This is a genomic window from Maridesulfovibrio sp. (assembly GCF_965230075.1).
Lineage (GTDB): Bacteria > Desulfobacterota > Desulfovibrionia > Desulfovibrionales > Desulfovibrionaceae > Maridesulfovibrio.
In genome coordinates this window covers 1,141,757-1,156,308 of sequence record NZ_OZ245945.1, presented here as the reverse complement: position 1 = coordinate 1,156,308, position 14,552 = coordinate 1,141,757, and the positions used below count along the sequence as shown (strand labels likewise).

The 14,552-nt window shown below is 50.2% G+C and carries 11 protein-coding genes; 3 read left to right on the top strand and 8 right to left on the bottom strand.

Going from position 1 to position 14,552, the window contains the following annotated elements; all coding sequences use genetic code 11:
• Positions 1-25: 25 nt before the first annotated feature.
• The 7 genes from ACO05Z_RS05165 to ACO05Z_RS05135 form a co-directional block, all read right to left on the bottom strand.
• Positions 26-658 carry a sensor histidine kinase gene (locus ACO05Z_RS05165; RefSeq protein WP_421901106.1) on the bottom strand — a complete coding sequence of 211 codons (633 nt, stop codon included), beginning with the start codon at positions 656-658 and terminating at the stop codon, positions 26-28.
• A gap of 20 nt (positions 659-678) precedes the next feature.
• On the bottom strand, positions 679-1,035 hold the full coding sequence (locus ACO05Z_RS05160) for a response regulator (protein WP_421901105.1): 357 nt from the start codon (positions 1,033-1,035) through the stop codon (positions 679-681).
• A 3-nt stretch (positions 1,036-1,038) separates the two neighbouring features.
• Entirely contained in the window at positions 1,039-2,778 is a 1,740-nt protein-coding gene (locus ACO05Z_RS05155) for a sensor histidine kinase (RefSeq protein WP_421901104.1), read from the bottom strand.
• A 24-nt stretch (positions 2,779-2,802) separates the two neighbouring features.
• A complete protein-coding gene (locus tag ACO05Z_RS05150; protein ID WP_421901103.1) occupies positions 2,803-4,017 on the bottom strand; it encodes a response regulator in 1,215 nt (404 codons plus the stop codon).
• A 12-nt stretch (positions 4,018-4,029) separates the two neighbouring features.
• Positions 4,030-6,165, bottom strand: coding sequence for a SulP family inorganic anion transporter (locus ACO05Z_RS05145; RefSeq protein ID WP_421901102.1), 2,136 nt, complete (start codon positions 6,163-6,165; stop codon positions 4,030-4,032).
• Between the two features lie 13 nt (positions 6,166-6,178).
• On the bottom strand, positions 6,179-6,772 hold the full coding sequence (locus ACO05Z_RS05140; RefSeq protein WP_421901101.1) for a TetR/AcrR family transcriptional regulator: 594 nt from the start codon (positions 6,770-6,772) through the stop codon (positions 6,179-6,181).
• A gap of 361 nt (positions 6,773-7,133) precedes the next feature.
• A complete protein-coding gene (locus tag ACO05Z_RS05135) occupies positions 7,134-8,273 on the bottom strand; it encodes a pyridoxal-phosphate-dependent aminotransferase family protein (RefSeq protein ID WP_421901100.1) in 1,140 nt (379 codons plus the stop codon).
• A 472-nt stretch (positions 8,274-8,745) separates the two neighbouring features.
• On the opposite strand from ACO05Z_RS05135, the gene ACO05Z_RS05130 reads away from it, so the two are divergent.
• The 3 genes from ACO05Z_RS05130 to mltG are packed head-to-tail and all read left to right on the top strand — an operon-like array spanning position 8,746 to position 13,740.
• A complete protein-coding gene (locus tag ACO05Z_RS05130) occupies positions 8,746-12,288 on the top strand; it encodes an FAD-binding and (Fe-S)-binding domain-containing protein (protein ID WP_421901099.1) in 3,543 nt (1,180 codons plus the stop codon).
• Position 12,289: 1 nt separating this feature from the next.
• Positions 12,290-12,697, top strand: coding sequence for a Holliday junction resolvase RuvX (ruvX, locus tag ACO05Z_RS05125; RefSeq protein ID WP_421901098.1), 408 nt, complete (start codon positions 12,290-12,292; stop codon positions 12,695-12,697).
• Between the two features lie 14 nt (positions 12,698-12,711).
• Positions 12,712-13,740 carry an endolytic transglycosylase MltG gene (gene mltG, locus ACO05Z_RS05120; RefSeq protein WP_421901097.1) on the top strand — a complete coding sequence of 343 codons (1,029 nt, stop codon included), beginning with the start codon at positions 12,712-12,714 and terminating at the stop codon, positions 13,738-13,740.
• Positions 13,741-13,822: 82 nt separating this feature from the next.
• On the opposite strand, the gene ACO05Z_RS05115 is transcribed toward mltG, so the two are convergent.
• Entirely contained in the window at positions 13,823-14,536 is a 714-nt protein-coding gene (locus tag ACO05Z_RS05115; RefSeq protein WP_421901096.1) for a response regulator, read from the bottom strand.
• Positions 14,537-14,552 lie beyond the last annotated feature (16 nt).

The window sequence follows — 14,552 nt, the reverse complement described above, 5'->3', positions numbered from 1 at the left end:
CACCTGCATGATGCAGTTTAAGTAATTAAAAATTAAGAGTTAATATATTGTCCTGCGGGACATATGCGGATTCGGCATCCGCTTTAACGGCAATTGATTTAAGCTCGGCCAGCTTTTCGTCAGTGATTGCTTCACTCAATCCTGAAATTGCGACGGCATTCACACCGCCTGCGGAGCTTACCTCGATGCCGAGTTCTCCATCCCTGCCGGCACTGTCCATGGAATACTCAAGAGCTTTAGCCATGAGCATCTGAATGGTGAATGGATCGCCTTTACCTTTGACCTGTTCGCCTTCCTTGACAGTTACCATGACACACTTGCGCGAGGCCATACGGGTCAACAGGGAAATTACCAGTTCCGTAAGTTCGCGGAAATCAACATCGCAAACCGGAAGGTCCACACTGTGGGCGAACCGATTCATGTTTTTGATGATTCCATCACCTCTCTTGACCTGACCCTGAACTTTCTCAGCCAGCTTAATCAAACGCTGGGGGTCAAGTTCCATGCCCTGCGCAGCCATGAGTGAAAAATCCTGCAACAAGCCGGCATCTTCATTGATGATTGCCAAAACATTTTTGAGGTCATGGGAAATGGCCGCGCTGATCTGCCCGAAAAAGCAGAGTCCGTCACGGTCTTTCTGCGGTGCTGATACTCCCATGCGATACTCCTTATGGATGTTTATTCAGATCCGAGAGCCTGATTGATTTTTTCCACCAGCTCTTCGATCTTGACGGGTTTGACCAGATAGCACTCTGCTTCGGCCGCTCCCGCCTTGTAATCTTCTTCCGAACCATGCCCGGAAAGAAAAATATATTTCATGCCTGAACGAATCTTGTTCAGTTCGGCCCGCAGTTCCAGCCCGCTCATGCGAGGCATTTTCACATCCAGAACCGCGAGGTCGTACTCGTTCTCTTTTACCTTGTCTATTGCCTCCGCCCCGGAACAGGCCCAGTCAGCATCAAATCCCCGAAAGGAAAGTCTTTCCGCCAACGCTGAAACCAGTTCGGATTCATCATCCACCAATAAAATCTTCATCGACTAATTCTCCCCATTCATATTGGGAACAACAGGCAGCATGAAGCTGAACTCAGTCCCCTTACCCAGCTGGCTTTGAACTTTCATCTCGCCGCCAAGGTCCTGTACCAGACCGTAGGTAATGGACAATCCCAGCCCTGTTCCGCCTGATTGCTTTTTAGTTGAATAAAATGGTTCAAAAATTCTTTTCAGATCAGACTCAGGAATACCGCACCCGTTATCCTTCACTGAAAACAAAACCTGCCCTTCATCTCCACGCTCAACCCTGACCAGCAGGGCTCCCCCATCTTTCATGGCTTGAAAGGCATTGTTGATCAGGTTCAACAAAACCTGTTCAAGCTTGCCGCGGTCAGTGACCACTTCATAAATTTTGTCATCCACGTCCACGCTGACTTCAATGCAGCGGTACTCCGCTTCCTTGTCCAAAAAACTCAACACGGTATCGATCACTTTGCGCGGGTAGACCGGACGAAATTCCATATCAGTCTGGCGGGAAAATCCAAGCAACCTCTTGGTGATACGCCCGCAGCGCTCAACCGAAGCGATAACCGAATCCACAAGCCCAAGCACCCGCTCGTCCGCATCATAAGCTTTGCTGAAAGTAAATAAATCTTTGAGCAGACCGGCCTTCTCGTTGATGATAGCCAACGGGTTGTTAATTTCGTGGGCCACCCCGGCTGCCAGCCGCCCGATGGAAGCCATACGGTTGTGATGCTCCATCTGCTGCAAGGCCTTGGAGCGGGTCATGTCGGCAATATAAATTCGTTCAACCAGATAAGAAGCCACCGCCCACATGACCAGAATGACGACGGCAATACTGATGATGGTGAACCAGGTCACCGTATCACGGGAACTATGCCAGCCACCCATATATTCCTCTTTGGTCTTCACATAGAGGAGCACGAAGGGAGTGTTTTCCAGATAGGCATAACCGACCATTGCCGGAGCACCCTTGCGATAAGAAATTTGTTCAACTTTAGTACGGAAAGATTCTTCTGGGAGTTCAAAACCCATTTTTGAAAAAATCTTACCGTTCCAGTTGGATGGAGTTTGCAGCACACCTTCCCGGTTAACCAGAAATACATCTTCCCCTGCCGAAAGGTCCAGCGAAGACAGAATTCCGTTAAACTGCCTTGTATCCAAAGTAGCCCGCAGAATCTTAAAATGGTTTGTCTTCTCGTCAAGCATATGCTTTACGGCAATGACGATGTGTGGGCTGTCTCGGAATCCGAGAAAGACTTCACTGATAAAAATACCCTGCTCCACAGTCTGCAGGAACCAATCCTGCCCGGCATACTCGCGCCCTTCCAGATTATAAGGGCCGACATAAGCCACCTGCTTGCCTGCCTTATTGATCACGCCGAGATCGACAAAACCACCGAAACTGTTCTTCAGGGACTGAAGCATCTGGGCCAGTTTTTCCCGGTCACCAAAGGAGCGGAAATCATGCAGTTCAACCAGCAGCTGTAATGCTGATTTCCGCTCCTCCAGAAAGTAGGAAACCGAACGGCGGGTATTGGACGTAGTCCTTGCCGCCTCCAGGGTATTTTCAGATATGATCGCTCCCCGGGTGACGCTGAAGTCAATGGAGGCCATGATCAAAATGGGAACAAGAGATACCGCAACAAGGATTCCGATACAAAGCTGCCAGATTCGCTTGTAGTCAAACAGCTGCTTGTAAGGTCCTGCGGACTTGGGGTCCGCATCCCAGAATTCCGGCTTGAATATTCCCTTTATGTTCATGTCCAGCCCCGGAGAGGTTATTGATTAAGAGTTACGCACCTTGGCGTAAGCGTCTTTAAGGGTCTTGCTGAGTACATCGATATCCACAGGCTTGTTCAGGTAAGCGAACGCACCAAGATCCATACAGGTCTTGCGGTCGTCTTCGGAACCGTGACCGGTAAGGATAATAACTTCAATGTTGGGACGGTCGGACTTAACCCGGCGCAGAACCTCGATACCGTCGATGCCGGGCATCTTCAGGTCAAGGATCATTACTTCAGGTTCATCATCCTGAACCACGTCAAGAGCGGATTCACCGTCGTAAACCACTGCGGAACCGAGATCACGCAGCAGCAAGCGTTCGGACAGGGTCTTAACAAATTCACGTTCATCGTCAACCAGCAAGACACGGGACGGCAGTTCGAAATCCATACGGCGATAGATATCAGCCTCATAGTATTCCTTGCCGAAGGTCACATCCACGGACTTGACGCCCTCCAGCGGCTCGGCGATTTCACGCAGATCCTTTTCAAGACGCTCAACCATGAGCACTTTTTTATTAATGGCGAGAGTCACCTTGCCATCTTTAGCACTGACGGCCACATTATGCCCTTTAGCTACCAAAGCAGTCTCAACCTTCGCGGCAAGCAGGAAATCCTGCACAGCCTGCTTGGAGGCTTCAGTAACCTCAACTGCTGAGTTACCAAGCTGTTCCTTGATCAGAGCCACAGACTCATCCACACCGGTTTTATCCGCGGGGATAACCATGTCATATAGGGAAGAAGCCCAAGGATCGTTGTTCCCGGTCACTTCTCGGACCCACACAGTACGTTCTTCATCACTGTGCTGAATTTCCTTCTCGGCTTCGCCTTCAGAAAGCCCAGATTCATTGCGGGCAGTATCAAGTCTTTTCGGAAGGTCATCGATAATGCAGACCTTGAGAACATGACTGATGTCCTGAGAAAGAAGCTGAGTAACCATACCGGAAACCAACAACGCCTTACCGTCTGCAAGCTTGTTGGCAAGAGCCAATCTGAGCCAGGAAACAGCACGTTCTTTTTCGTGGCTGAACTTATTGAAGATGGAAGTCTTGGGCGAGAAAGCCTTTGCTACAGCCTTCTCGCTCATTCCACCAAGGGAAGCAGCTTCAGCCACAAGATCTTCATCAGTGACCAGTTTAAAGTCGGTGTCATCAATCAGGCGTTTTACAATAGCGTCCGCCTGACAGAAAAGACCGCTGAAGATAAATAGATCAGACATTAACAACCTCCACTAAGCGTTACCGCTGACACGGCAGTAAGTTGTGAGCGGGCAATTAGACTCGGAACCGTCCTTATGGGCCTGAGCGTGAGTCTTGCAGAGAGCGTCCTCAGTATCAGCATAAACATGGTCTTTTCCGATCTTTTCAAGCAGGTGGGTACGTCCAAGCACTGCCATGACCGCCTCATTCACACCGGAAAGAGAGATGTCACGGCCACCGCTTCTAACGGTATCAACGATCAGGGAAAGCGCTTCCTCGCCGGATGCGTCGATGTCGTTGATGCCGTTGCAGACCAGAATAATGTGTTTAAGGTTGGGCATGTCCATGATGCGGTCAGTGATCTGGTCTTCAAGGAAACTAGCGTTAGCGAAGAACAGAGGACCGTCAAAACGGACAACCGCAATGTGGTCGCATTCGCGCAGGCCGTGGATGCTGGCGTCACGAAGGACTTCATCCTCACCCTTGGACAGGGCAGCCACGCGGGGACGCATGCTCTTGTAGAGAAATACGCCAAGCGAAAGGGCCACACCGATCATGATACCCTTATCAAGGTGTGGTGCAAAGGCCAGAGTAGCAAGAAATGAAATAATTGAGATAGCTCCGTCATATTTCTGGGCCTTCCATGCGTGGATGAAACCGGATGCGTTGATCAGCCCGATAACAGCCATCATAATAACAGCTGCCAGAACAGCCTGCGGCAGATGATAGAGAAGCGGGGTGAAAAACAGCAGGGTAACAGCCACGATAGCGGAGGTAAATACACTCGAAAGACCGGTTACAGCACCAGCCTGCAGGTTAACTGCAGAGCGGGAGAAAGAACCGGAAGCAGGGTATGCGGAACCACAGGCACCAAGCATGTTGGCGAGTCCCTGACCGATCAGTTCCTGGTTGGGGTCAAGTCTCTGGCCGGTCTTTGCTGCCATAGCCTTGGCAATGGAGATCGCTTCCATAAAACCGAGCAGAGAAATGATAATAGCAAAGGGGAAAAGCTTAAGCATAACCTTGAGGTCGAGGGTGGGAACCGCAATGGCCGGAAAACCGGAAGGAATGGTTCCAACAACCGCACCGCCGCCCATCATTTTCAGAGAGGTGGTATCAAGAACCTTGTTACCCACTTTTACACGCCAAGTACGCCCGTCAGTGGTAACTCCTTGAGGAGCTTTACCCTGTACATAGAAAGCCATGGTGCCGTCAGCCTGCTCCACGCCATCAAAAAGGGTGTGACGCAGGGAGGCGCGCAGTTCATGAGATTTATGCTTGAGCAGCTTAACCTGATAATTAACCACGGCAATGTCGTGCTCGGCATCATAATAACCGATCTGGTTCTTGTCTGCTTTGGCCTGATCTTCAAGAGCCGCAATTTCAGTACGCTTGACTGCGAGATCTTCAATACCGGTTACGGACTTGTTGAAATCGGCAATCAAGGTCTGCACTTCTGCATCCTGAATCGCTGCAATATCAACCTTAGTATCATGGTTAAAGCCGGTGGCCCATGACAGCAAAGTAGTGATCACAACCGCACAGAGTACGTTGGGAATCTTGGGGTTAACCCGTTTCAGCCCAACCATAATGGCAAAGGCCAGAACCCCCATGCCTAGTGTGGGTAGGTGGGTGTAATGGATTGCGCCCTTGATAACCCTCATGATGGTCTCAAAGTGGAGTTCGGCTTTATCCACGTATACGCCGAACATCTTTGAAAGCTGAGAAGAAGCAATGATGATAGCCGCTGCGTTGGTGAAGCCGTTAACAACCGGGTGAGAAAGGAAGTTAACAACCAGACCGAGGCGCAAGACGCCGAGCAGAAACTGGAATACACCGACCAGCAGGGCCAGCAGCAATGCGTAGGCGATGTAGCCTTCACTACCAGCTGTTGCCAGAGGTTCAAGGGAGGCTGCGGTCATAAGGGATACAACAGCAACGGGACCGGTAGCGAGCTGCCGGCTGGAGCCGAACAGGGCTGCCACCATGGGAGGAAGCAGTGAGGCGTAAAGACCGTAGTAAGCAGGCATGCCTGCGAGCTGCGCATACGCCATGGACTGGGGAATAAGAACCAGTGCAACGGTCAGACCGGAAATGATATCCGCCCTGAAAGCCGTTCCGCTGTACTTTTTGAACCAGCCCAGAAAAGGAAAAATTCTAGTAAGCATGAGATAAACACCCCTAGTTAGGTTTCAACATCCTGCGGATGGACTCAATCAACTCATTGAACAAGGCACCCGCATCGTAGAGATTAAAGTTCTTGAATCTCACTAAACCATCGACCATCGTAAAAATGATGAGTGCACTCTTCCGGGGGTTGACCTCGCCGATGGAGCCATCATCCAACCCCTTTTGGATAGCCTGCTCAAAAAGTATGACCAGACAGTTATAAATGGCTTCGAGGTTTTCCCGGAATTCAGGTCGGCTTTCGGCGAACTGATAAAGGAAATGTCGGTGCAGAAGAAGAAACTGATATTCCATTCGTCCAGCCAGAAGAAGGTAAAACGCAACCACCTCTTCCATCTCTTCAATACCTGTTCCTGGCTGATGGTGATCCATATGAGCCTCGAACTCCTCCAGTATGCGCGCCTTGGTTGCCTCAAGGATCGTCAACAGGAGGTGTTCCTTGTTCTTGAAGTGATAGAAAATGGTTCCTTCCGCCGCCCCGGTCATCTTGGACAATTCCTGCATGGAAGTGTCTGCAAAACCTTTGTTAGCGAAAAGGATGGTGGCAGCCTCCAGTATTGCCGCCTTCTTTTTGGACATCTTGGTCATTGTTTCTCCTCTTTCAAAAAACCGACTGAGCACTCAGTCGGAATACAAAATAATCTGTATCCGGGTTCAATGTCAACCCGTCCATTTTTTCACAAATATGACCTAAATAACACTTTAAGTCATCAAAATACTTATTTTTATAGTCAAAAATCACACCAAAATTGCCATGATATTTTTTTCACATATCTCATCTTTAACCCTAAAACTGAGCCACTACTCGGTTTTAATTGACAAATTATTTTTGTTTTTGCAAGAAAAACTGAGTGTCCACCACAAAAAATGTCGCTTTTTCGTTGAAAATAAAAAAAGCCCTGACCTGCACACGCAGATCAGGGCCTTCAAAATCAAAGACTAACTGAACTTAATTAAACGTCTTCAACACCCCACCAAGCACGGCAAGGTACTCTTCAAGCATCTCAGGCATAATGTCAGCCATGTGCCCCACGCGGAAGATGGGGGATTCACCCTGCTCTTCCAGCTCTTTGTTGATCTTGCCGTAGCCGGGATCAAATAGGTAGCCGTGGCCGCGCATTAGCTCCTTCACTTCCTTAAGTTTATCAATAGTCATGTGCGAAGGAGTTTTAAAAGTGGTCAGACTGGGAGAACGGTAACCATCCTGCGCGAACAGCTCGTAGCCGTCCACAGACTCTACCCACTTATGGGCAATGGCCCGCATATCTTCATGCCGCTTGAAGCGCCCCGCTACGCTCTCATCATTAACTATATAGTCCAGCTGCACGCACATCTGATTGGCAAGAGTGCCGTTGGGAGTAGTCAAAGTCTGGTTGATCTTGGCCTTGCCGACCTGAGCAAGAATATCAGTGGTATAACCGCGGTTAGTGACAGTTTCAGCCTTCTCCAAAGCTTCCTCACTCACAAAACCAATCCCGAATCCCGCAGGAAGGCCGAGAGATTTCTGGGTGGAAGTGCAATACATAAGCGGCTTGCATTCATTTATTAATGTGGGCGCACCACCGAAAATGGAAACGGCATCAATGATCGGGGCTGCACCATGGGCACGGATCATTTCGCAAACCGCAATCACATCATTGATCACCCCGGTGGAAGTTTCATTGTGGGTGAAAGTAACAACATCGGGCTTGTGCTCTTTGAGAGCTTTTTCCAATTTTTCCAAGCTGATAGCCTGACCATAAGGAAATTTCAGCTGCACAGCGTTCTTGCCGTTAAGCACGGCCAGCTTGTGATAGAGATCACCGAATGCGCCGACGGAAACGTTGAGCACCTTGTCGGAATCCGCAACAAGTGAGCGGATTGAAGCTTCAAGCACATTGGTTCCGGAACCGTTAAATATGACAGGAGTATACCCTTCAGGGTTTCCGGCAATAGTTTTAAGATTGCGCATGATTGGTTCAAAGCGCTTGGGATTCTCAGCATCCCGGTGTCCAAATTCGGGGAGAAGACCTGCTTTACGCACTTCCTCGCGCAGAAGAATGGGGCCGGTTATAAAAAGTTTGAGTTCTGCAAAATCGTCACCGATCATTAATAGACCCTCTCTTTTTCAAATTAATTAATTTTTTAGATTTATATTACGAATTTCGAAATGAAGTTTAAGAAACGATCAAATGTGAGAAATATGGAGGCAGAAATAATCATTCACTTACACCTTTTATGTCAAGCATAAACCGCACACAGTCCTTTACAATCGGCCCAGCCGTCATTATATCTAAAGAAGTCCGGCGCATTTTTATAAGTCTCCCGCTCACAGGCGCAAAAGACATTTTATGCCGGAAAAATAAAAACTATTTTGCATTTCTCAATCCTCTGTTTCCAAAAATATTACATATTAATTCAGGGATTTAATAATTTCAGCCTAAAATTAAAAGCTGATAAAAATCATTTTTTTGCAAAATAGTTGCTTGATTTTAAGCACAGTGGTCACTATATTCCCTTTTTCCTTCACAGGCGGGTGTTCTGCCCCCTGTAAAACAACAACAATTCACGGTAAGACAATTATGCCTCAATTAGGTCCTCATATTTCTATTCCAGCCGAAGCGCTTCTGCAGCGTGTACTCGGCCTTGATCCCTTTGAATTTAAAGGATGGCCAGAAGATGTGCGCACCCTAGCGGAAAGCATCGCTGCTGAGCTTTTCCTTGTGCGTTACAACCCGTTCATCGATCCGGAACTGGTCCGCAAATCCGTATCCCGCACCCTGACCCTTGCCCGCCCGACCCTTTCCGGCGAATATCCGCAGCGCTTGACCCGCTCTGTGGAGAATTTCTGGCTCAAGCAGGATGCGGACATGGAATTCCGGGACAGGTTCATCGAAAAGATGAAAGAGATCCTGCCCGAACACTGTATCGGTCTTGATCCGCACACCGTTGTGCAATCGGCAACAGACGCCACTGACCTGCGTATTGAACTGCCCATCGCGGTTCTCTTCCCTGAAGATACCGAACAGGTCCGGGCAATTGTGCGCCTTGCTAATGAAATGCAGTTCGGCCTGATCCCCCGCGGCGGCGGAACCGGGGCAACCGGGGGCGCTATCCCGGCTCTTGACCGCACCGCAGTTCTTTCCCTCGCCCGCTTCAAGAAAATCCTCAGCGTGGATACCGATTCCATGACCCTTTGTGCACAGGCCGGGGTTATCACTCTCGATGCCATCAAGGCTGCAGACAAGAAGGGCGTGCTCTTTACCGTAGACCCGGCATCCAAAGCCGGATCATCCCTTGGCGGTAACATTTCCGAAAACTCCGGCGGCCCCTTTGCTTTTGAATATGGTTGCACCATCGATAATATCATCAGCTACAAGATGGTTATGCCCAAAGGAGAACTCATTGAAGTTCGCCGCAAGGGACATCCCGGACACAAGATTTTCGCTAACGAGGACGCTACTTTTGAAATTTACGATTCCAAAGACCGTCTCATCGATACTATCGAACTGACTGCCGAAGAAATCCGCACCACCGGTCTCGGCAAGGACGTAACCAACAAATATCTCGGCGGACTGCCCGGCGTACAGAAGGAAGGTGTCGACGGCATCATCACAGAATGCTGCTTCGCCCTCTACCCCAAGCCGAGCAACTCCCGCGTGCTCTGCCTTGAATTCTTTGGCCGCTCCATGCGTAACGCCATGCTGGTCATCAAAGATGTTGTTGCACTGCGTGACACCATCCGAGAGGAAGGCGACCTTGTAAAAATCTCCGCGCTGGAAGAATTCGGTCCCAAGTACGTACAGGCCATTAAGTACGTTGCTAAGTCCGAAAAATACGAAGGCGATCCCATTTCCGTACTCATCCTGCAGCTGGACTCCGATGATGACGCAGCCCTGCAAAGCGCAGTGGACACCATCCTGTCCATTGCCCAGCCCTACGACGGAGTGGACATCTTTGCTGCCCGCGACGAAAAGGAAGCTGAACTCTTCTGGGAAGACCGCCACAAGCTTTCCGCCATTGCAAAACGCACATCCGGCTTCAAGGTCAACGAAGATATCGTTATCCCCCTCGAAGTTATCCCGGATTTCTCGGACTTCCTTGAAAACCTGAACCTCGTCTACCTTGCAAAAATCTATCGCCGTTCCCTACTCTCCATCAAGGAATTGCAAGGATTCCCCATTGAGGAACCAAAAGTTGAACTGGCCCTTGAAAGGACCACCAACATCCTCAAAGGCAAGATCACCGGCAAGGATATGAGCGATCAGGAACTTGAAGGACAGGTCCACTACCTCTTTCAGGAACTGCGCGACGAATTCCCCAAGCTGGATTCGAAAATCAACAAGATCCTAAAAAAGCTCAAGGAACAGCGCATCATTATCGCTAACCACATGCATGCAGGTGACGGTAACTGTCACGTGAACATCCCGGTCAACTCCAACGACCCGGACATGCTGCACAGCGCCCATGAAGCCGTTGACGATGTGTTCAAGAAAGTCCTTGAACTCAAAGGTGAGGTTTCCGGTGAACACGGAATCGGCATCACCAAGATCGATTACCTTTCCGAGGAAAAGATCGAGGCCATCAAAGCATACAAACTCAAGGTGGACCCGCTCAATATCCTCAACCCCGGCAAGCTGACCCGCAGGAATCTTCCTTCTCCCGCTTACACATTCTCGTTCAACAGGCTCATCAACGACCTGAACAAGACTGCTATTAAGGATAAGGAACACCTGATGGAGCTACTCCAGAACATCCAGACCTGTACCCGTTGCGGAAAATGCAAACAGGTCTGCCCCATGTTCTTCCCGGAAGAAGGGCTCATGTACCATCCTCGCAACAAGAACATCGCCCTTGGTGCACTCATTGAGGCCATTTACTACTCACAGGTCCAGCGCGGTGAACCCTCCCCGGACCTCATGACCCGACTCAGGAAGCTCATGGAGCACTGCACCGCCTGCGGACGCTGCACCTCAGTCTGCCCGATCAAGATTGATTCCGCAGGGGCTGCGCTTCAGATCCGTTCTTTCCTCGAATACAAGGGCGACAGCGGACATCCCATCAAGAATGCCGTGCTCGGCTTTGTAGCCAAAGACCCGCAGAGCAGGCTGCCCAAGGCCGCCAAATTCCTGTCCCTGTCCGCAGGGTTGCAGGCCAAGGCAATCGGCCTTGTTCCCGGTCACTGGCGCAGACGCATGGAATCGCCCATGCTGCACAGCAAGACCCCGGCCATGGATTTCAAGAACCTGTCCGAAACCATTAATCTCGACAAGGGTTCCATGTTCCTGCAGAACATCCCGGCACCTGACAGTGTTTACTACTTCCCCGGTTGCGGCGCGTCCCTGTTCTCCAAGGACATTGGTATGGCAACCCTGTACCTGCTGCTCAAATCCGGCGTGAATGTGATCATGCCTGCCAAGCATCTCTGCTGCGGTTATCCGCTGCTGGCCAGCGGTTGTGTTGAAGCATACAACACCAACCGCCACCGTAATATCAGCGATATCCAGTATCGCATCGCCAAGGCTTCCATTGCGGGTATGAAGGTTTCCACCCTGATTACTGCCTGCGGAACCTGCCGCGAATCCCTTGAGTCCTATGAATTCAAGGAATTGGGTTACGATATCCAGCGTAGTGATGCCGTACAGTATCTGCTTCAGAATCCGGGCAACCTCAATTTCAACACCGCCAATGCGGCACGTGACGTGATCTACCACGCTTCCTGCCACACTGAATGGACCGATGTGAAAAAGAACAAGGCCCCGGAAATGTACCGCAAAGCAGTTGCCGACATGCTCGGTGCTGATGTAACACTCTCCCCCGGTTGCTGCGGTGAATCCGGTCTCGGTTCCATCACCAGCCCTGAAATCTACAACAAGCTGCGTGACCGCAAGGGCGGACAGCTCAAGAACGATCTTCAGGGCCACGGCAAGGAAACACCGGTACTGGTCGGCTGCCCGTCTTGTAAGGTTGGTATCAAACGCAACATGGACAACCTGAAAAAGCAGAACCGCGTACTCCACACAGTGGAATACATGGCGGAACTCATCGGCGGCCCCAAATGGCGCAAGGATTTCAAGAAAGAACTTGAAAAAGCCAAACATCAGGATGAATTGGTATTAATTTAATATGAAAGCACTAGGCATTGACTTCGGGACTAAGCGTGTAGGTCTAGCCATAACTGACCCGGACAAAGTATTCGCTTTTCCGTTGAAAGTGATGGAACGTACCACCCGCGACGCCATGTTCTCGGAGTTGCTTGAAATTATAGAAAATGAGAAGGTCGGTGACATTGTCATCGGCCTTCCCTTATCTCTGGACGGGGAAGACACTTTGACCACCCGGCAGGTCCGCAACTTTGCGGCCTCGCTGGAACGTAGAGTTGATTTACCCATTCATCTTGTTGATGAAAGACTGAGCTCAATTGCAGCGGAAGACGAAATGAAGGAGGCCGGACTTTGGGACCGGAAAAGAAAGAAGAATCTGGACAGCCAGGCAGCGAAAATAATTCTGGAAACGTGGCTCGCCCGAGCATAGTTTTACGCTATGTGATGCCTGCTATCGCCTTCGGGTGCATGGCGCTTATGTTGGTTGCAGGATGGTTTATGTATAAAAACTGGACCTTCCTCAATGTCCCTCCAGAACTGGAAGGACGTGAGATTCTTTTCACCGTTGAACCGGGCCAGCCCCTGTGGACTGTAGCCAGCGACCTTGCCGAAGCCGGACTGATTACCGACGTTAAGCAGTTCCGTGAATACGCACAGGCACAGGGCATGGCCTCAAAAGTACGGGCCGGCGAGTTCAGCCTCTGGTCCAATATGACCGCCCCGCAAGTCCTTGAGACCATCACCTCCACTTCCGGCATTCTGCATAAATTTTCCGTACGCGAAGGGTTAACATGGTGGGCAACGGCAGAGAGAGCCGACAAATCGGGACTGACTGACTATGCTTCATTCAAGCAGGCAGTCTCCGATCCGGCACTGCTGGCAAAATATAAAATCCCGGCCAAGAACGCCGAGGGTTACCTTTACCCGGAAACCTACCTGTTGACCCGGCCTAAGAATGAAACCGGAGAAGTCATGGTCGAAAACATGCTCAAGGAGTTCCGCAAGGCCGCAAATAAGGCTTGGGACGGCAAGCTGCCTTCCCCTGCTGAAATCCACAAGACCGTGATCCTTGCTTCCCTCGTGGAAAAGGAAACCGGGGATGTCAGCGAACGGCGAACCATTGCCGGAGTCTTCGCCAACCGCCTCAACAAAGGCTACCTGCTGCAATGTGATCCGACCATCATATACGGTCTGGGGGAGACCTTTGACGGCAATCTGCGCAAAAAGCACCTGACCGACAAATCCAACCCCTACAACTCGTACCAACACCGGGGACTGCCCCCCGGCCCCATCTGCTCACCGGGCCTCGACTCGCTCAAGGCAGCAATCACCCCGGAAAAGCACTCCTACCTCTACTTCGTAGCCAAGGGTGACGGCTCGCACTATTTCAGCAAATCGCTTAAAGAGCACAATGCGGCTGTGAAGAAATATCAGTTGCGTAGGAATCGGAAGACTTACAGATCTTACAATTAAAGATCGATCATATAGCAAACAAAAAAGCGGCCTGAGTTCTATGACTCAAGGCCGCTTTTCTTTGCGAAAATAATTTACCGCGCTACAAACTCCCCCGCGCCTCCTGCTCATTCTCATAAACAGAAGCCATCTGAGTGATGCCCATGGAATCTAGTACGGACCGGAAATTCTCGGAAAGTCCGGCAATGTGCACCCCACAGCCTCGGGTGCGAGCCTTTTCCACCAGCTTAAACAGGGAATCCAATGCCGCTCCATTAATGGAAGATTTCTCTTCGAAGACGAGCAGGAAATTACCTTTGGCAGTGGCAAGAGCTTCATCAAAAACATCCAGCAACAGCCCTTCTGATTTGGAAGTAAGGTTGCCGGTTACATTGATCACCGCCAGATCATCTTCAAGGTTCAGGTTGATATCCCTCTGCCTGCTGCGGGCGAATTCAATCCTGTCCGCCGAAAGCTGCAAGGCCTTTTCAAGCTCCTCACGCCTGACCGGCTTATTCAGGAAATCCGTAGCATCAAGGTTGAGCGCCTTGATCGCAAGGTCCATATCACCATGTCCGGTGATCACGATGACCTCGGAATCCGGTGAAATGGATTTAATTTTCCCGAGCACCTGCAAACCGTCCATGCCGGGCATTTTTATGTCAGTCATGACCAGATCGGGCTTTTCGGTATCAAAAACACTGATTCCTTCCTCACCGTTCTCGGCAGTAAGGACCTCATGACCGTAAGCGGTCAAAAGCATCTTGAACATGTTCAAGGTTGCTTTTTCATCATCAATTACAAGAATTCTACTCACACCCAACCCCTGAATA

Excerpts from the sequence above, each read along its gene's own strand:
- ACO05Z_RS05165 (WP_421901106.1), bottom strand. The coding sequence starts at position 658 with ATGGGAGTATCAGCACCGCAGAAAGACCGTGACGGACTCTGCTTTTTC.
- ACO05Z_RS05160 (WP_421901105.1), bottom strand. The coding sequence starts at position 1,035 with ATGAAGATTTTATTGGTGGATGATGAATCCGAACTGGTTTCAGCGTTG.
- ACO05Z_RS05155 (WP_421901104.1), bottom strand. The coding sequence starts at position 2,778 with ATGAACATAAAGGGAATATTCAAGCCGGAATTCTGGGATGCGGACCCC.
- ACO05Z_RS05150 (WP_421901103.1), bottom strand. The coding sequence starts at position 4,017 with ATGTCTGATCTATTTATCTTCAGCGGTCTTTTCTGTCAGGCGGACGCT.
- ACO05Z_RS05145 (WP_421901102.1), bottom strand. The coding sequence starts at position 6,165 with ATGCTTACTAGAATTTTTCCTTTTCTGGGCTGGTTCAAAAAGTACAGC.
- ACO05Z_RS05140 (WP_421901101.1), bottom strand. The coding sequence starts at position 6,772 with ATGACCAAGATGTCCAAAAAGAAGGCGGCAATACTGGAGGCTGCCACC.
- ACO05Z_RS05135 (WP_421901100.1), bottom strand. The coding sequence starts at position 8,273 with ATGATCGGTGACGATTTTGCAGAACTCAAACTTTTTATAACCGGCCCC.
- ACO05Z_RS05130 (WP_421901099.1), top strand. The coding sequence starts at position 8,746 with ATGCCTCAATTAGGTCCTCATATTTCTATTCCAGCCGAAGCGCTTCTG.
- ruvX (WP_421901098.1), top strand. The coding sequence starts at position 12,290 with ATGAAAGCACTAGGCATTGACTTCGGGACTAAGCGTGTAGGTCTAGCC.
- mltG (WP_421901097.1), top strand. The coding sequence starts at position 12,712 with ATGCCTGCTATCGCCTTCGGGTGCATGGCGCTTATGTTGGTTGCAGGA.